The sequence below is a fragment of the Achromobacter pulmonis genome (assembly GCF_902859765.1).
Classification (GTDB): domain Bacteria; phylum Pseudomonadota; class Gammaproteobacteria; order Burkholderiales; family Burkholderiaceae_B; genus Achromobacter; species Achromobacter pulmonis.
Map to the genome: position 1 here is coordinate 23067 of NZ_CADIJV010000007.1, position 16337 is coordinate 39403.

The following is a 16337-nucleotide window of genomic DNA, read 5'->3' on the forward strand; positions in this document are numbered from 1 at the left end:
CATAAGGCATGTTCGCGGATCTGAAACACCTGTCACACCACGCCGCCTGGCGCCGCCAGCTGGAAATGCTGCTGGAATCAGCCGGCGAAGGCATCTATGGCATCGACCTGCGCGGCCGCTGCATTTTCATCAATGGCGCCGGGGCCGCCATGCTGGGCTACACCCCGGACGAGGTGGTGGGCCGCAATATGCACTACCTGATCCACCATTCGCACGCCGACCGCACCTTGATGCCGGTACACGACTGCCGCATTTTCAACGCTTTCCGCGACGGCCGCGGCGAACGGGTGGACGACGAGGTGCTGTGGCGGCGCGACGGCTCGTGCTTCGACGCCCAGTACGCGTCGTACCCCATCCGCAACGAGCAGGAAGTGGTGGGGGCCGTAGTGACTTTCTCCGACATCACCGCGCGCAAACGCATCGAGCGCGAACTGCATGCCACCCGGGCGCTGCTGGAAGCGCGGGTGGACGCGCGCACGGCCGAACTGAGCGCCGCCCATGAATCGCTGCGGCGCCTGTCCTCGCACCTGAGCACGCTGCGCGAACAGGAGCGGGCCCATATCGCCCGCAACATCCACGACGACCTGGGCGCCTCGTTCACCGCGCTGCAACTGGACCTGAACTGGCTGCGCCGGCAACTTGCGGCGCAACCCCCGCTGCAGGCGCACCTGGACCGGATGCTGGAAGTCACGCAGGTGGCGATGGACGCCACCCGCCGCATCCTGAACGACCTGCGGCCGGTAGTGCTGGACCACCTGGGCCTGTGGGCGGCGCTGGAAACCCTGCTGCAGGACCTGCAGGCCCGCAGCGGCCTGCAGTGCCGCTACCTGTGCCCCCCCGATACCGAATGCCGACGGCTGGCGCCGGCAGCCGAAATCGCCGTCTACCGCATCGTGCAGGAACTGCTGACCAATGTGCAGCGCCACGCACGGGCCCGCAGCGTCAGCGTCAGCGCGGTCTGGGGCGACGATGGACTGCTGCTGGCGGTGGAGGACGACGGCGTCGGCATGGCGCTGCCGCAGACGCGGCAGACCTTCGGCATCCTGGGCATGCGCGAGCGGGCCCGCGCCATCGGCGGCGAGCTGGAACTGGACAGCGCGCCCGGCGCCGGCATGCGCGCCCGCCTGCGGCTGAACCCGCCCTTGACCGGAGCGTCCTCGTCATGCCCTTGAACCTGCTAATCGTCGACGACCACCTGATCATCCGCCGTGGCCTGGCCCGCATCCTGCAGGAAGACCCGCGGATCGGCGCGGTGACCGAAGCCGCTGACGCCCCGGCCGCCCTGCGCGCGCTGCGCCAGGACCGTTATAACGCGATGGTGCTGGACGTGGCGCTGGGCGAGCGCGACGGTCTGGACATGCTCAAGACAGTGCGCGCCGACCATCCGGCGCTGGGCGTGGTCATGCTGTCGGTCTATCCCGAATCGCAATTCGCGGTGCGGGCCCTGCGCGCGGGCGCCCATGCCTACCTGAACAAGGGCTGCGACCCGGACGAACTGCTCGCCGCGCTGGTCAACGCCGCCGCCGGCAGGATGTATGTCACCGGCCCGGTCGCCGAGCTGCTGGCGCACACCGTGCGCCAGGACAGCACCCGCCCGCCGCATGAACTGCTGTCCAACCGCGAATTCCAGGTGCTGCAACTGCTGGTGGCCGGCAAATCGGTATCGGCCATCGGCGAGCAACTGGCGCTGTCGGTGAACACCATTTCCACCTACCGCGCACGGGTCTTCGAGAAACTCGGCGTGCGCACGCTGGTCGAACTGGTGGCCTACGCCAACACGCACCAGCTGGGTGCCCGCTGAGCCATCACGCACCACCCTGGCGCAGGCCACGCACTGTGTAGTTGGCGCACTACACGCATATCGTCGAACCGGCGATAGCGCGCAGGCACGGCCGGCGCCAAGATGGGGGCATTCCCAAACCGGAGGCTCCCATGTCCCTGTTCAGCAATCCGTTCGACCCCGGCAGCCGCCTGGCCTGCGGCTGCGGTCGCCACGCGTCCCGCGCCGAGCACGAGCGCGCCGCGCGGACGGCGGCCCCTGACGCCACCCTGGCGCACGCGGCCGACAACGCAGTGGAAAACGCCGTCATGCGCGCCCTGTTCCCCCAGGATGCGCTGCGGCGCCGCTTTCTGCGCGCGGTGGGCAGCGGCACCGCCATGGCGGCGGTCGCCGCGCTGTTCCCGCTGGCTGCCGCCAAGGAGGCCTTCGCGCAGTCCACCGGCCCGCTCGAAAAACGCAAGCTGAAGGTGGGTTTCATTCCCATCACCTGCGCCACGCCCATCATCATGGCGCATCCCATGGGCTTCTACGGCAAGCAGGGCCTGGATGTGGAGGTGGTGAAGACGGCAGGCTGGGCGCTGATCCGCGACAAAGCCATGTCCGGCGAATACGACGCCGCCCACATGCTGTCGCCGATGCCGCTGGCCATCTCGCTGGGGGCAGGCGCCAGCCGCCCGCAGCCCTGGACCATGCCGGCCGTCGAGAACATCAACGGCCAGGCCATCACGCTGGCCATGAAGCACAAGAACCGGCGCGACCCGAAGGACTGGAAAGGCTTCAAGTTCGCCGTGCCGTTCGACTATTCCATGCACAACTACCTGCTGCGCTATTACCTGGCCGAGCACGGCATCGATCCCGACACCGATGTGCAGATCCGGTCGGTGCCCCCGCCGGAGATGGTGGCCAACCTGCGCGCGGACAATATCGACGGATTTCTCGCGCCCGACCCGGTCAACCAGCGCGCGGTATATGACGGCGTGGGCTTCATCCACACGCTGTCCAAGGCGATCTGGGATGGCCATCCGTGTTGCGCCTTTTCCGCCAGCCGTGAGTTCGTCACCACCCAGCCCAATACCTACCAGGCGCTGCTCAAGGCCATTATCGAAGCCACCGCCTACGCCCGCGCCCCGGCCCATCGCAAGGAAATCGCCAGCGCCATCGCCACGCCCAACTACCTGAACCAGCCGGTCACAGTGGTCGAACAGGTGCTCACCGGCACCTATGCCGACGGCCTGGGCAACGTGCTGTCGGACCCCGAGCGCATCGACTTCGATCCGATGCCCTGGGGCTCGTTCGCGGTGTGGATCCTGACGCAGATGAAGCGCTGGGGCCAGATAAAAGGCGAGGTGGACTACCAGAAGGTCGCCAACGAAGTTTTCCTGGCAACCGACGCGCTGCGCCTGATGCGCGAGGCCGGCTTGACGCCGCCCGCCGAAAGCGCCAAGACCTTCAGCGTGATGGGCAAGCCGTTCGACGCCAGCCAGCCCGAGGCCTACCTGGCCAGCTTCAAGATCCGGAGGACTTGATGCAGGCGCAGCAACCCTGGCGCGCCACCGGCCTTTCCGTCGCGCTGTTCCTGACGTTCCTGCTGATCTGGCACGTCGCCACCCGCCCCGCCGAAGGCACCGTGACGGTCGATCCGGCCTACGCGGCGCTGGTCGGCAGCGCCGCCGCCAGCGGTTCGGCGACGCCTTTCCCCGGTCCCGCCGAGGTCGGCGCCAAGCTGTGGCAGCACCTGCGCGATCCGTTCTACGATCGCGGCCCGAACGACAAGGGCATCGGCGTGCAATTGGCGTATTCGGTGGCGCGGGTGCTGACCGGCTTCCTGCTGGCGGCGCTGGTGGCGATTCCGCTGGGCTTCCTGGTCGGCATGTCCCGCATGGTCCACCGCGCCGTCGATCCGTTCATCCAGGTGCTCAAGCCGATCTCGCCGCTGGCCTGGATGCCGCTGGCGCTCTATACCATCAAGGATGCCAATACCTCGGCCATCTTCGTGATTTTCATCTGCTCGCTCTGGCCGATGCTGGCGAACACGGCCTTCGGCGTGGCCAGCGTACGGCAGGATTGGCTGAATGTGGCGCGCACGCTGGAGGTCTCGCGCCTGCGAACCGCGCTGCGGGTCATCCTGCCGGCGGCCGCGCCCACCATCATGACCGGCATGCGCATCTCGGTCGGTATCGCCTGGCTGGTGATCGTGGCCGCGGAAATGCTGATTGGCGGCACCGGCATCGGCTATTTCGTCTGGAACGAGTGGAACAACCTTTCCATCGCCAACATCATCTGCGCCATCCTGTTCATCGGCCTGATCGGCATGCTGCTGGACACCCTGCTGGCGCGCGCCACGCGGCTCGTCAGCTATCGGGAGTGAACACCATGAGCCCCCCCTTTCTGCAAGTGCAGGCGCTGGCCAAGCGCTATCCCGGACGCAACGGCCAGGCAAGCGCGCCGGTGTTCGAGCACATCGGCTTCGATATCGCGCAAGGGCAATTCGTCTGCGTCATCGGCCACTCGGGCTGCGGCAAAACCACCATCCTCAATATCCTGGCGGGCATCGACGAGGCCAGCGAGGGCGTGGTCATCATGGACGGCCGCGAAATCGCCGGGCCGTCCCTGTCGCGCGGCGTGGTGTTCCAGGCGCACGCCCTGCTGCCCTGGTTGAGCGCATTGCAGAACGTCGAATTCGGCGTGCGTTCGCGCTGGCCGCAATACTCCCGGACCCAGGCGCGCGAACACAGCCTGCGCTACCTGGACATGGTCGGCCTGGCCCATGCCGCCGACAAGAAGCCCTGCGAACTGTCGGGCGGCATGAAACAGCGCGTGGGTATCGCCCGGGCCTTCGCCATTCAGCCGCGCATGCTATTGCTGGATGAGCCCTTCGGCGCGCTCGACGCGCTGACCCGCGGCACCATCCAGGACGAACTGCGCGCCATTGTGCAGGAAACGCGCCAGACGGTATTCATGATCACGCACGACGTGGACGAAGCCATCCTGCTGTCCGACCGCATCCTGCTGATGAGCGCGGCCCCCCACGCCCGCATCGCCGAGTCCGTCGACGTGGACCTGCCGCGCGGCCGGACCCGCGCCAGCCTGCACCACGAGCCGCGCTACTACGAAATCCGCAACCATCTCGTCGACTTCCTGGTCGACAAGGCTTCCCACAAGGAGTGAATCCCCATGATGTCCCGCGCCGAAGTCACCGAACTGATTGTCACCCGCCGCCTCGAAAAGAAACTCTCCTGGGCCGCCATCGCCGAGGCCGTGGGCCAGAGCAAGGAGTGGACCACGGCCGCGCTGTTGGGCCAGATGACCATGACCGAAACCCAGGCCCAGGCTGCCGCCCGCCTGCTGGACCTGCCCGCCGACGCCGTGACCCAGTTGCAGATGGTGCCGTACAAGGGCTCGCTGCCCACCACGGTGCCGACCGATCCGCTGATCTACCGCTTCTATGAACTGGTCAATGTCTACGGCAGCACCTTCAAGGCGCTGATCCACGAGGAATTCGGCGATGGCATCATGAGCGCCATCGACTTCAAGATGGATCTGGCGCGCGAGTCCGACCCCAAGGGCGACCGGGTGCAGATCGTGATGAGCGGCAAATTCCTGCCGTACAAGATGTACTGACGCGGCCCGGATTGGCGCACCGGCCCGCCGGCGTCAGCCTTCCACCGCCAGTTCTTCCCAGCCCAGGTCGCGGGTGCGCGCCAAGGCGCCGGTCACCGCGGCAGCGGCATCGCGCGCCGCGTCCTCCAGGGGGTCGCCGGCCAGCAGCCGCGCCGTGATCGCCGCCATGAACACGTCGCCCGTGCCATGCACCGACGCCGGGATGGCGACCTCGGGGTGGCGCAGCACCCTGCAGTCGGCGGCCGTCACCACCGCCAACTGCAGGGTGCCAGGCGCCGCCGCTTGCGGCGCGGCGCTGGTGACCACGATCCATTCCGGCCCTTCGGCCATCAGCTCGCGCGCGGCCGCCGCCACCTCGTCGATCGAGGCCAGCGGCCGGCCCACCATCTGCTCCAGCTCGAAATGGTTGGGCGTCATACCGTGGGCCTGTGGCACCAGCCTGCGGCGGTACTGCGCCACCAGCCCGGCGTCCACGTACAGACCGTCGTTGCGGTCGCCCATGACCGGATCGATATGCACGCGCACCTCGGGCCGCGTGGCGCGCAGCCCGCTCAGCCAGTCCGCCAGCAGGTCGGCCTGGGCGGGCTGACCCAGGTAGCCGCAGACCACGGCGCGCGCCACCGCGGTCACGCCGCGCTCGTCCAGGCCGCGCAGCAGCCCCTGGAACCAGTCCGGCGGCATCGCGCCGCCATGCAGCGTCGGATAGTGCGGGGTATTGCTCAGAATCACCGTGGGCAGCGCGATGGCGCGCAGCCCGGCCTGGCGGAACACCGGCATCGCGGCGTTGTTGCCAACGCAGCCGTAGACAACCTGGGATTGGATGGAGACGACGTCGACCCGCGCGGTCACGGCGGGCAACGCTGCGCCGGGGGTCGGGGCAGCGGGATGGGCGGTCATGCGGCAGGCTCCTGCGGACAAAGACGGATTCGGCCTTATTCTATGCCCACTCTTCCGCCGCTGCCCGCTCCGGGCGCCGCCTCAATCGCGCGTCGACGCCAGCCAGCCGGCGCCTTCCAGTACGGCGCCATCGATACCCGCCAGATGCGGCGCGAACGGATAGGCCAGCGATGACACGATCTGGCACTGCGCGCGCTGCGGATGGTCGGCATTCAGCAGGTACTGGAAGCCCCCGGCCAATGATGGCACCCGCAGCAGCAGCGTCTCGCCACGCGCCAGCCAGGCATTGCCAAAAGCGCGCGCCGCCTGCGGATCGCTCTGCCAGCCCGCCGGAGGCCGGGGCGCGGCCACGGCCGCGGCCGGCGCCGTCACCTCCAGCAGAAAGTAGTGGCGCGGCAAGGCGCGCGGATGCGCCACCTCGGCCTGCGCCAGGCGTGCGAACACCGCCGCGGCGGGCGTGGCGTCCAGCATTACCACCGCTGCGCCGGCGCCATGCCAGCGGCCCGCGGGACGGGCGCGCGGCATCAGGTCCTGACTGTTGCTCAAGCGCCAGAGCGCGATCATGGGCCGTTTCCTTCGTCGATATCGATCAACCACTGTTCGATCAGCACGGCGTAGCGGCCATACTGGCACAGCAGCAGCGGCACCCGGCCATGCAGCCGGCGCGTGGGGCTGCACAGCCAGCGCCGCGCGCCTTCCACGCCGCCGAACACCAGCTCGGCCAGCCACGCCACCCGCAACGCCCGGTACAGCACGCGCAGGTCGGCAAGATCGAGACTGCGGTCGCGCAACGGGTCGCGCGGCCGGCCGGGTTCGACCTGCGGCACCAGCGCCAGCCAGTGCAGCAACTCGCCGGCAAACGCGACGCGCAGCGATTGCAACAGCGCGGCCGCGCACTGCAGGCTGGCGGGCGGCCCGGGCTGGCCCAGAGCCTGGCTGAGCCGCGCCTCCAGCGCCGCCGCGATACCGCCGGGTTCACGGAGCCCGGGCGGCGACGGCGGGCTGGGCCACCGTGGCCGCCGCGGTCTGGTCAAAGGCGGCATTGAGGGCCGCGCCATCAATGCTGACGGTTCCCGCATTCAACAACCCCTCCAGGTAAGCCCGCGCCGCCAGTTCCTGGCGCTGGGTCCGCAACGCGGCTCGCAACTCGTCCTTGACCCGCTCGTACGGCGTCACGCTGGCGGCGCGCAGGTCCACCAGCTTGAGAATGTGGAAGCCGGCGGCCGACTGTAGCGGCGCCGACACCTCGCCCGCCTTCAGTTGCTCGACCGCTGGCCGCATTTCCGGCATCAACTGCGCCAGCGGCAAATAACCAATGTCGCCACCCTGGGCACGGCTGGAGCCGTCCTGCGAATAGCGCTGGGCCAACGCGGCGAAATCCGCCTTGGGCGCCTGGGCGCGCTTGACCAGATCCTGGGCCTGCTTGCGCGCGGCGGCCACGGCGTCGCTGTCATCCAACGCTGCCGGCAGGAAAATCTGACTGACGCGGTACAGCGCGGGCTGCGCCAGTTGCGGCTTGGCGCGCTCGTAGGCGGACCGCAGGTCGGCTTCGGCCGGATAGTCGTCGGGCGCGCGGGTGACCGAATCCAGGTAGGTCTGCAGCACGATACGCTCCTGCGCCGCCTGGAAGGCGCGCTTGAGTTCGGGACGTTCCTGCCAGCCCTGGGCGCGGGCTTGTTCGACCAGCGCTTTTTCCGCCAGGCGGGCGCGCAGCCACTGGTCCAGCGCGCCCCGGTTGCCCTTGAGCTGGGCGCGGGCCTCGGGCGGCAACGATTCGAGTTGGCGCACCAGTTCGTCGCGGTCCACCTGCACCGCGCCCAGCGTGGCCACGGCGGGCCCCTTGGCCGCGGCAGGCAGGGTGTCGGCCTGGAGCGGAGCCGGTGCGGCCTCCTTGGCCGGCGCCGCCTTGGCGGCCGTGGGAGGCGGTTCGCCGCTCTGAGCGGGGCTGTCGCGCATCAGCGCCACGGCGCCGGCCAGTACCGCGACCAGCAGCACCGCCATCGTCACGCGCAGCCGCGCCGGTTGATTGGAAAGCATGTTCATGATCGGAACCTCGCTTGCTTGAAAGCGCCATGCGCCGCCGCGGCAGACTGGGGCTGGCAACGCCCGAGCGGCATCGCGCCAGACGCATGGCTCAGTTGGCCACCTCGGCGGCGGCTGCGGCGCCGGTTTCGGCGCCGGCTTCGATGCTGGCGTTGGCACGCAGGAACAGCAGGAATTCCTGTAGCAGGCGATCCCATAGTTCCACCGTGGCGCGCAGATAGTTCCCGGACACGCCGCCGGCCAGGATCACGTCCAGTTCCAGCACCAGGAACACGCCCTGCAGCGTCAAGCGGGCAAAGCGCTTTTCCACGTTCCAGCGTTCGGCCAACCCAGGAGGCAGGTCACCCTGCACGCGCAACGCGCAGCTCAGCGTGTAGTCCAGGTAGCTGCCCGGCTCGATGGCCGGGTTGCCCATGCGCGCGGCGAAGCCCACGCCCTGGCTGGCGCTCAGCAGCTGCACCATGCCGTTCTGCTCGGACACGGTGACGCGGTAGCCGGCCGCCTGCAGCAACTCCTGCAGGCGTTCCACGTTGATTTCCAGAATCAGGCTGGAGTCGGTCATTACAGTCATTCCCAGGTAAAAGAAGCAAAGTTGTTCATTACAATCGTCCCGCATGAAAGGGATAAGACAGCGCCCGGCCCCGCTCAGGGGCGGGCCGGCGCCGCGGCGCCGACCTGCGCGTCGTACAGTTGGTCGCCATAGGCCTGCGCCTGTTCCTCGAACTTGACGCGCGCGCTGCCGGCGAATGGCTGCTTCATGGCGAAAATACCGCCCGCGCCAATGCGCTCGTATGCGTTCAGGATCTGCTTGCCGGCCTCATACATCTCGCGGTTCTTGGCGACGCAGGCCTTGGCCTCGGTGTCGCGCTGCGCCAGAGTGCGGGCCAAAACCTGGCGTTCCGCTTCCTTGCTGCGCGACAAGGCCAGCAGTTCGTCGTAGGCGCCCTGGAACTTGCCCAATTGCGTCTGGCTGGCGGCCACCTGCGCCTGCGCGCTGGCCATGACCGCGTCCTGCTGCCCGGCCAGCTTCTCGATCTGCCCCGTGGCACGCGCCAACTGGCCTCGCACGGCTTCCAGCTCTTTCTGGGCGGCATCGCGCTGAGCCTCGGCCGCCACCTTGGCGGCGTTGACCTGTGCCTGCTCGCTTTGTAACTGCTGCAATTGCTGGGTGGTGCTGCGCAACTGGGCACGCAGCCGCTCTTCCATGGTGTCGGCTCGCGCCGGCACCGCCATGCCCAGCCCCGCGGCGCACAAGGCGACGGCGGCGGCCAGCCGCCGGCATTGCCCGGTCGCGCGGGATGGCCGTACGTCGTTCCGTAAGGTATGCATGTCCATGGCCTCAGAACCTGGCGTTGATCTCGAACTGCATGGTGTCGATGGAAAGCGGCGCGCCGTAGATCTCGCGCGTGCTCATCCAGCGCAACACGCCGTACACGTTCTTGTCGAAGGCGTAGCCACCACCGATGTAGTAGCCGCGCGCATTAGTGCCACCCTGGTGGAACGACGAATCGTTGAAAGCGTCGGGCAGCGCATCGGGCTGGATGTACTTGTAGCCGACGAAAGCCAGCCAATCGCCCTTTTCCTTCAAGTCGTACGATCGGCCCAGCGTGGCCTGCAGCATCCAGGCATTGGGACCGCTTTCGACCTCGCCGTTGTCGCCGAAGTTGTTGACGATATTGCCTTGCGACCGGCTCCACATCTTGCCCTTGCCGTAGGCCAGGTTGCGGATGTAGTTGGCGTTCACGCGCAGGCCCAAGCCATTGAATACGCGCGTATCCCAGCGCAGGTTAAGGTCGAGCAGGTCGAACTTGGAGGCCAGGCCGACGTACTGCGGCTGCGGCGTGTTGGCGGGGTCGAGCGGATTGGAAGTGATGTCGCGCAGCAGGAACAGGGTGTTGCCCTTCTGCATGAAGGCCGGACGTGACCAGTCGGTGTCGCAGTTCTCCTGGCCGGCCCACGGCGAACACGGGCTGGAGCGCTTGCCGGCGATGTTGTCGAAGTGGTAGTAGGCCAGCGCGCCACGCAGGCTGTTGCGGTTGTCGATCTTCCAGTCGGCGCCGGCCTGCGCGGCCAACAGCCATTTGTCCTCGCTCTTGCCTTCAGAGAACGACGACGAGTTCCAGCCGTTCGAGCCGTACTCGGTCGAGAACGCGCCCAAGGTGCCGAACAGGGTTACGTCGCGGCCTTGCAGCGGGTGCTTGAAGATCGCGGCGACACCGTCGAAGTTCAGGTCGTTCGAAAACAGCATGTCGGTCGACTCGAACGGATTGGCGATGCGGCCGCCCGTCACCGTGGCCCATGCGGTGGGACGGTAAGTCAGATAGGCCTGGTCGAGCCAGATGTCCTTCTTGGCCATGCCGCCCCCCAGCGTCTGGGTGGTTGAGACCGGACTGTCGTCGCTGCCAGTGGCCAGGCGGATGCCGGCGGTCCACGATTCCGAAATGTCGGCGCGCACCCCCAGGCGGGCGCGGATGCGCAGTTGGTTGCGACGGTCTTCCCGCGTGTTCAGCATCGGCGGGTAATTGCCGTTGGTGTTGCGGTTCAGGTCGTAGGGGCCCTTGGCATTGAGCTTGGCGAAGTCGACGATCTCGTTGCTGTTGCTGCCCGAGTACAACCGCGACTCATCACGCACGCGCACATCGCCGTCGATGGTGATACGAGAGACCCAGTCGGGAAAGGTATTCGGCTGGGCCCAGTTCTCTTCCTTGGCCTGCACCATCACTTCCGCCTTGACCTCGTCGCGGATCTGGTCGCGCACGGTCTGCGGAATGTACGGCACGCGCACGTCGCCCGGCTGGGCCACGGCGGCGCCGCGATCCTGCGGCGCGGCGCGGGCGGCCTTGGCTTCGGCTTCGGCCTGGGCCACCAGCGCGTCGGCCTGCTCCGCCTTGAGCACGCCCTGCTGCACCAGCAGACGAATCAGGTTGATGGTGGCGTTTTCGGATGGGGCGGGCGCGGCGCTGGCCGTGGCCGGCAACGCCGCCGCGCCAGCCGCGGCCAGGGCCAGCGAGGCCGCCAACCGGTTCAATTGGAACTTCATTCTCTTGGCACTCCAGGATCGGTTCAATTCAGTACTTTCAAGAAGGACGGCGGCCGGTCAGCGATGCCCGGATCGGCATGCTGGCCGAGGCCGGCGGACGTTCATCCAGCCCCGGCACCGCGCGCAGCGCCGCCACCACGCGGGCGTCGACATCGGCATCGCCGCTGGAACGGGTCAGTTCGACACGCGTGATCTGACCGCTGGCCGTAAGCCAGATGTTGGCTTGCAGGCGGAAGGTCAGGTTGCGCGTGCGCTCGTCTTCGCGCAGGATCTTCTGCAGCGCGTAGGCGAGGTACTGGCTATAGGTGGCGTTGCCGGCGCGGCCACCGCCGCCGCCAGCCATGCCCTTGCCCTGGCCGGCGCCGATGTTGAAGGCGTCGGTGCCCGCCTGGGCATCGCCGTCGATCTGCATCGGGTTGGCCAGATCGTCGGCCGGACGCGGCGGCGCCTCGTCCTGCGGCTTGGGCGGTTCGGGCGTGGGCTGCGGCTCGGGTTCGGGCGGCGCCACCGGCTCTTCCTTGGGAGGCTCGGGCTCGGGCGGCTTTTCCGGCTCGGGCGGCGGCGGAGGCGGCGGCGGCAGCGGGATGATCGCGGTGACCTTGGGCGCGTCGCGGCGCACGCCAGCCATGTCGTTGGCCCAGCGCCACAGCGCATAGGCGGCCGCGATCAACGCCACCGCCACCGCCGCCAGCTTGAGCCAGCGGCGCGCGGGATGGGGGGTACGCGGGGAATCGGAGTCGTGGTGCGGCATGACGGTCGCCTCGGCCCCTATTTCGGCTTGCCGGTGACCAGCCCGACCTGAGCCAGCTCCAGCCGGCGCAGCAGGTCCAGCACGTCCACCACTTTCTGGTACTGCACGGTGGAATCGCCGCGCACGATCACCGGAAAGTCGGGATTCAGCGCCTTCTCCGTGCGCAGCCGGTCTTCCAGCTCGGGTAGGGTCACCGGGTAGGCGTCCAGGAACACCTGGCCGGCGTCGTTGACCGAAATGGCCTTGGTCTTGGGCTGCGACAGGGCGATGGACGAGCTGGCCTTGGGCAGGTTGACCTTGATGCCGGCAATCTGCGCCGTGGCGGTCAGGATGAACATGACCAGTACGACCATCAGCACGTCGACCAGCGGGGTGATGTTGATGCCGTCCACGGGCGCGTCGTCGTCATCGTCCTGGGAGGCGGATACGGAAGCCATGGGGTCGTCTCCTTATGCTTCGGCGGCGGCCGGCTGCGGGTCGCGCACGGCCGCGCGGGTGGCGGCGGACGCGAGTACGGCGCTGTGATGGGCGGCTTCCTGGTCCCGGCTTTCGCCATGCACTTCAGCCAGCCGCGTCACGAACTCGTCGACGAACACGCGCATGTCGGCACTGACTTCCTTGTTGCGCGAGACCAGCCGGTTGTAGCCAAACAGCGCCGGGATGGCAACGAACAGACCCATGGCGGTGGCCAGCAGCGCGGCGGCCATACCCGGGGCGATGGCATTGATGTTGACGTCGCCGGCCATGGCGGTGCCCAGGAACACCACCATGATCCCCAGCACCGTGCCCAGCAGGCCGATGTACGGGCCGCCGGCGATGGCGTTCGAGAGCGAGCCGAGCCTGGCACCCAGCAACTGGTTTTCCTTGGTGCGCACTGCGTCCATGGAGGCGCGGATGGCTTCGATGGTGGCGGCCGAGATCGAGCGCGTGTCGGCGCCCTGCGCGCGGCGGGTGCGGATTTCATTAACCGCCACGCGGTACAGACGCCACAGCGAAGCGTGCTCCAGGCGCCGCGCCAGGGCGGCATCGTCGGCCAGCAGCTCCAGGCGCTGGCCGACGGTGGCGAAGGATTCGCGGAAGGCTTCGTTGGCGCGCGCCACACGGGCCACGTTGCGGCTTTTCTTGATCATGATGACCCACGACTGCACCATCATCAGCACCAGGATGGCGATGATGATCCAGGCGTCGACCGGCACCGCCTTGAGCAGGAAGCCCAGGCCGCCGAAGCCGAAGCCCGACTGTTCCTCGTCGTTGCCATAGACCACCAGGCGCGATTCGGCGCCCTGCGAGATCGCGTCGGCCAGGATCAGCGCGGCGGGACGGGAGATGCGCGACAGGCGCACTTCGTCGATGGCGCCGACAAACGGCGCATAGACGCGCGGCGCGGCGGCGGCGGCCGCTTCCAGCGGCTCGGCACCGGCTTCGACGGCGGCGGATGCGGCGGGCGCAACCGCCACGGCCGGCGCCGGCACGTCCCCCCCCAGGGCGGCGGGGGTATTCAGCGGCGGCAGGCTGGCGGTCAACGAAGACGTCGCGCGGCCATTCACATACAGCGTGACTAGGCTGCCATCGGCCGTCACGGCCAGGTGCTGCCAGGCGGCCGGCGTGAGCGACTGGCCGGGCTGGCTGCGCTGGCCGTTCACTTCGACGAAGGGCACGCCCTGGTTGATTCCGATCAGCAGCGCATTGCCGGCGTCACGGCGGGCATACACCAGTTGCTCGCCGGCTGGCTGGTCGGCGCGCACCCAGGCGCTGAAGGTGAAGGCGCCCGCGGCCGGCACGGCCAGCGAAGGGCTGGCGGGCAGCATCAGCGGCGCGCCACCGGCGAATTGCGCGGCGCGGCCAATGACACCATCGATAGCGCCAGCCATCGGCGTCTGGGCGTTGTTGCTGTTGCCGGTGGTATCGCGCGGCGGGACGCCGGCGGCGCCGTCGAAGTGGTAGACCAGCGTGTAGTTGGGATCGAATGTCAGTTGACCATTGGCGGATGCCGGCGCCTTTTGGTTGCCGTAGTACATCCAGATGTCCTGGCGCTGGCCATCGGCCAGTGCCGGCAGATCGACCCAGACCAGCGCCATGCCCAGCAGCGGGTCGAAAGCTTCCAACTGGTGGTTCAACACGGTCTGGTCGTCGCCCGTCACGAAGCGGATGTCGGCGCCCTTCTCGTTGATACCGTCGAAGGTGAAATTGCCGGTGTGCAGACGCACCAGCAGCGGCGCGCGGCCGGCCGCGGCGCCCAACGGCGCTCCCTGCGGCGTACTGTCGACGGTGATCTGCTTGCGGTACTGCCAGTCGGGCTGCCACCAGGCGTTGGCGGCGGACGGCAGCACGCCGGCCAGCACGGTCAGTAGGAGCATCAATAAGCGTTGCATGGTCAGGACTCCGGGATAAATACGGTTGCGCGCGTGCTCAGAAATTGGCACGGACGCTGAAGTTCAATCGGGGATCGTGTTTCTTGGTGCTGGGGCCGTCCTTGAGCGGATAGCCCCAGTCCAGCGAGCCGGACAACCAGTCCAGCACCTGCAGGCGCGTGCCCAGGCCGACGCTGGCCAGCGAATAGCTTGCGTCCTGTTCGGGCAGCGGATCGCGCAGGCGCAGCGTGGCGGCATCGGCAAAGGCGTAGAAGCGCCATTCGTTGACGTTGCTGCCGAGCCAGCGCGCCAGCGACGGCGTGCGCCACTCGACCGAGCCGAGCAAACCATCGTCGCCGGTGCGCTCGGCGGCCAGATAGCCGCGCACGCTGGTGCTGCCGCCGGCGGAGAATTGCTCGTTCGAGACCAGCGCGCCCGAGGCCAACTGGAAGCCGGCGCGCAGGCCTAGCTGCCAATCGCCGAACAGGTTCTGGGTATGGGTGCCGTCGCCGCGCAGCAGCGCGAAGCTGGGGCTGGCGCGGTAGCGCTTGTCGTCGAACTCCTTCCAGTCGCTGCCCAGGCCGAAAAAAGAACGGCTGGCGCCGACGAGCGACAGGCCGATGCTGCTCTGCGACGACTCCGAATAGCGGTAGCCGTTGTACGAGAACGTGAACGGCACGTACTTGAGCGGGATAAGGTCCTCGCTGCCGCCAAAGCGCGTGGTCTCGTCGAACTTCTTGTAGTCCAGGCCGAACGACAGCGAGTTGTACCAATCGCCCTGCGGCGCCAGGGTGTAGATGGCGCTCATGCCGAACGAATAACCCTTGCCCAACACGTTGGTGCCGCCGATGGTGGCGACGTTGCTGTCGCTCTTGTAGCCGGTGAACTGCAGGCTCCATTGGTGGTCAAGCGGCATCGAGTACGAGCCGGACCAGACCTTGGCGTTGTCGGTTTCCTGCGGCGCGGTGAAGAAGGTCAGGCTGACCGAATGGCCCAGTTGCCAGAGGTTGTCATAGCCCAGCGACGCCGTGCCGCGCAGGCGCGTGGTGTCGGCGCTGTAGTCGTTGTTCAGGCCCAGGCTGGCGTGCCACGGGTTCTTGTCCTCGACCTTGAGGTCGACGTCCATGGTGCCGGGAATGCGGCCTTCCTTGACCAGCGGAACCACCTGGCGGCTGGCGCCCTTGTTCAGGTTGGTCAGTTCGGCCTGCGCCTGGTTGAAGTTGGGCACCTCGCCTTCCTGCAACGCCGGCACTTCATCGCGGATGGCCAGCGGCGAATAGTGCTTGGCGCCCACCACCCGCACGCGGCCCACCTTGGTTTCCGCGACCTGCAGGAACACGATGCCGTCGGCTACCTGCTGCTCGGGCAGGTCGACGTACACGGACTGATAGCCACGCTCCTGGTAGATGGTCTGCAAGGCTTCGCGCGCGGCCTCGATGTCGGCCAGCGTGCGGTCCGGCCCCAGGTAGGGATAGACGGCCTTCTCAATGTCGCGGGCGTCCAGCACGGTGTTGCCGCGCACGATGTATTCGTTGACGTTGACGCGGCGCGCCTCCTGCGCGGCCGCCGCCGGCTGCGCCCAGGCCACGTTCGCGGCCAACGCCAGCACCACCGCTGCCGGCGCGCTGCGCATCATGGCGCGCAGCGCGCCGCCCCTGCTCTCGAAATCATGCATAGCGATGCACTCAGTTCCTTGTGTGATGGCCGGTCTGGCACCGGCCGCTACCGTGCAGCGCGCTTGCGACAATCCGGTTACCGCTTTCTGCCCGCATACCCGCGTCTACAGCTTCTGCTTGTTACTAGACGTTCCCGGACGGCGCGGACTGCGCGTTGTAAGAAAAATTTCATGAAACA

At 67.9% G+C, this 16337-nt stretch carries 17 protein-coding genes; 6 read left to right on the forward strand and 11 right to left on the reverse strand.

All coding sequences use genetic code 11. From position 1 onward, the window contains the following. Nucleotides 1–8: 8 nt before the first annotated feature. The 6 genes from HV701_RS08375 (at nt 9) to cynS (ending at nt 5401) form a co-directional block, all read left to right on the forward strand. On the forward strand, nt 9–1172 hold the full coding sequence (locus HV701_RS08375; protein WP_175132606.1) for a PAS domain-containing sensor histidine kinase: 1164 nt from the start codon (nt 9–11) through the stop codon (nt 1170–1172). Continuing rightward, entirely contained in the window at nt 1163–1801 is a 639-nt protein-coding gene (locus HV701_RS08380) for a response regulator (protein WP_175132607.1), read from the forward strand. The genes HV701_RS08375 and HV701_RS08380 overlap by 10 nt, the downstream gene beginning before the upstream one ends. Nucleotides 1802–1932: 131 nt before the next feature. Continuing rightward, complete coding sequence (locus HV701_RS08385; protein ID WP_175132608.1) at nt 1933–3306, forward strand: CmpA/NrtA family ABC transporter substrate-binding protein; 1374 nt, start codon at nt 1933–1935, stop codon at nt 3304–3306. Then, complete coding sequence (gene ntrB / locus HV701_RS08390; RefSeq protein ID WP_175132609.1) at nt 3306–4148, forward strand: nitrate ABC transporter permease; 843 nt, start codon at nt 3306–3308, stop codon at nt 4146–4148. Before HV701_RS08385 ends, ntrB begins: the two co-directional genes overlap by 1 nt. 5 nt (nt 4149–4153) lie before the next feature. Then, entirely contained in the window at nt 4154–4948 is a 795-nt protein-coding gene (locus HV701_RS08395; protein ID WP_175132610.1) for an ABC transporter ATP-binding protein, read from the forward strand. A gap of 9 nt (nt 4949–4957) precedes the next feature. Beyond that, nucleotides 4958–5401, forward strand: coding sequence for a cyanase (cynS, locus tag HV701_RS08400; protein ID WP_175132729.1), 444 nt, complete (start codon nt 4958–4960; stop codon nt 5399–5401). Nucleotides 5402–5434: 33 nt separating this feature from the next. On the opposite strand, the gene pdxK is transcribed toward cynS, so the two are convergent. The 11 genes from pdxK to HV701_RS08455 form a co-directional block, all read right to left on the reverse strand. Then, nucleotides 5435–6298: a pyridoxine/pyridoxal/pyridoxamine kinase gene (gene pdxK / locus HV701_RS08405; protein WP_175132611.1), complete on the reverse strand. Its 864-nt coding sequence runs from the start codon at nt 6296–6298 to the stop codon at nt 5435–5437. Nucleotides 6299–6379: 81 nt separating this feature from the next. Next, nucleotides 6380–6862: an RES family NAD+ phosphorylase gene (locus tag HV701_RS08410; RefSeq protein ID WP_175132612.1), complete on the reverse strand. Its 483-nt coding sequence runs from the start codon at nt 6860–6862 to the stop codon at nt 6380–6382. Continuing rightward, the gene (locus HV701_RS08415; protein ID WP_254595143.1) at nt 6859–7179 is read right to left on the reverse strand and encodes an MbcA/ParS/Xre antitoxin family protein; all 321 of its coding nucleotides are present in this window, start codon (nt 7177–7179) and stop codon (nt 6859–6861) included. Before HV701_RS08415 ends, HV701_RS08410 begins: the two co-directional genes overlap by 4 nt. Nucleotides 7180–7273: 94 nt before the next feature. Then, on the reverse strand, nt 7274–8341 hold the full coding sequence (locus HV701_RS08420) for a peptidylprolyl isomerase (protein WP_175132614.1): 1068 nt from the start codon (nt 8339–8341) through the stop codon (nt 7274–7276). Between the two features lie 91 nt (nt 8342–8432). Then, complete coding sequence (locus tag HV701_RS08425; protein ID WP_175132615.1) at nt 8433–8903, reverse strand: YbjN domain-containing protein; 471 nt, start codon at nt 8901–8903, stop codon at nt 8433–8435. An 83-nt stretch (nt 8904–8986) separates the two neighbouring features. Further along, on the reverse strand, nt 8987–9670 hold the full coding sequence (locus HV701_RS08430; RefSeq protein WP_254595144.1) for a DNA repair protein: 684 nt from the start codon (nt 9668–9670) through the stop codon (nt 8987–8989). A 10-nt stretch (nt 9671–9680) separates the two neighbouring features. Further along, nucleotides 9681–11381, reverse strand: a complete 1701-nt coding sequence (locus HV701_RS08435) for a putative porin (protein ID WP_175132617.1) — start codon at nt 11379–11381, stop codon at nt 9681–9683. A 37-nt stretch (nt 11382–11418) separates the two neighbouring features. After that, nucleotides 11419–12132, reverse strand: a complete 714-nt coding sequence (locus tag HV701_RS08440) for a TonB C-terminal domain-containing protein (RefSeq protein ID WP_175132618.1) — start codon at nt 12130–12132, stop codon at nt 11419–11421. 17 nt (nt 12133–12149) lie between these two features. After that, on the reverse strand, nt 12150–12569 hold the full coding sequence (locus HV701_RS08445) for an ExbD/TolR family protein (RefSeq protein ID WP_175132619.1): 420 nt from the start codon (nt 12567–12569) through the stop codon (nt 12150–12152). Between the two features lie 12 nt (nt 12570–12581). After that, entirely contained in the window at nt 12582–14504 is a 1923-nt protein-coding gene (locus HV701_RS08450; RefSeq protein ID WP_175132620.1) for a DUF2341 domain-containing protein, read from the reverse strand. Between the two features lie 37 nt (nt 14505–14541). Further along, entirely contained in the window at nt 14542–16158 is a 1617-nt protein-coding gene (locus HV701_RS08455; RefSeq protein ID WP_175132621.1) for a ShlB/FhaC/HecB family hemolysin secretion/activation protein, read from the reverse strand. Between the last annotated feature and the right edge of the window lie 179 nt (nt 16159–16337).

Bases quoted from the DNA above. Each gene is read 5' to 3' on its own strand.
- HV701_RS08395 (WP_175132610.1), top strand. From the start codon at position 4,154: ATGAGCCCCCCCTTTCTGCAAGTGCAGGCGCTGGCCAAGCGCTATCCC.
- HV701_RS08420 (WP_175132614.1), bottom strand. From the start codon at position 8,341: ATGAACATGCTTTCCAATCAACCGGCGCGGCTGCGCGTGACGATGGCG.
- HV701_RS08380 (WP_175132607.1), top strand. From the start codon at position 1,163: ATGCCCTTGAACCTGCTAATCGTCGACGACCACCTGATCATCCGCCGT.
- HV701_RS08440 (WP_175132618.1), bottom strand. From the start codon at position 12,132: ATGCCGCACCACGACTCCGATTCCCCGCGTACCCCCCATCCCGCGCGC.
- pdxK (WP_175132611.1), bottom strand. From the start codon at position 6,298: ATGACCGCCCATCCCGCTGCCCCGACCCCCGGCGCAGCGTTGCCCGCC.
- HV701_RS08375 (WP_175132606.1), top strand. From the start codon at position 9: ATGTTCGCGGATCTGAAACACCTGTCACACCACGCCGCCTGGCGCCGC.
- HV701_RS08425 (WP_175132615.1), bottom strand. From the start codon at position 8,903: ATGACCGACTCCAGCCTGATTCTGGAAATCAACGTGGAACGCCTGCAG.
- HV701_RS08410 (WP_175132612.1), bottom strand. From the start codon at position 6,862: ATGATCGCGCTCTGGCGCTTGAGCAACAGTCAGGACCTGATGCCGCGC.
- HV701_RS08430 (WP_254595144.1), bottom strand. From the start codon at position 9,670: ATGCATACCTTACGGAACGACGTACGGCCATCCCGCGCGACCGGGCAA.
- ntrB (WP_175132609.1), top strand. From the start codon at position 3,306: ATGCAGGCGCAGCAACCCTGGCGCGCCACCGGCCTTTCCGTCGCGCTG.
- HV701_RS08435 (WP_175132617.1), bottom strand. From the start codon at position 11,381: ATGAAGTTCCAATTGAACCGGTTGGCGGCCTCGCTGGCCCTGGCCGCG.
- cynS (WP_175132729.1), top strand. From the start codon at position 4,958: ATGTCCCGCGCCGAAGTCACCGAACTGATTGTCACCCGCCGCCTCGAA.
- HV701_RS08385 (WP_175132608.1), top strand. From the start codon at position 1,933: ATGTCCCTGTTCAGCAATCCGTTCGACCCCGGCAGCCGCCTGGCCTGC.
- HV701_RS08455 (WP_175132621.1), bottom strand. From the start codon at position 16,158: ATGCATGATTTCGAGAGCAGGGGCGGCGCGCTGCGCGCCATGATGCGC.
- HV701_RS08450 (WP_175132620.1), bottom strand. From the start codon at position 14,504: ATGCAACGCTTATTGATGCTCCTACTGACCGTGCTGGCCGGCGTGCTG.
- HV701_RS08445 (WP_175132619.1), bottom strand. From the start codon at position 12,569: ATGGCTTCCGTATCCGCCTCCCAGGACGATGACGACGACGCGCCCGTG.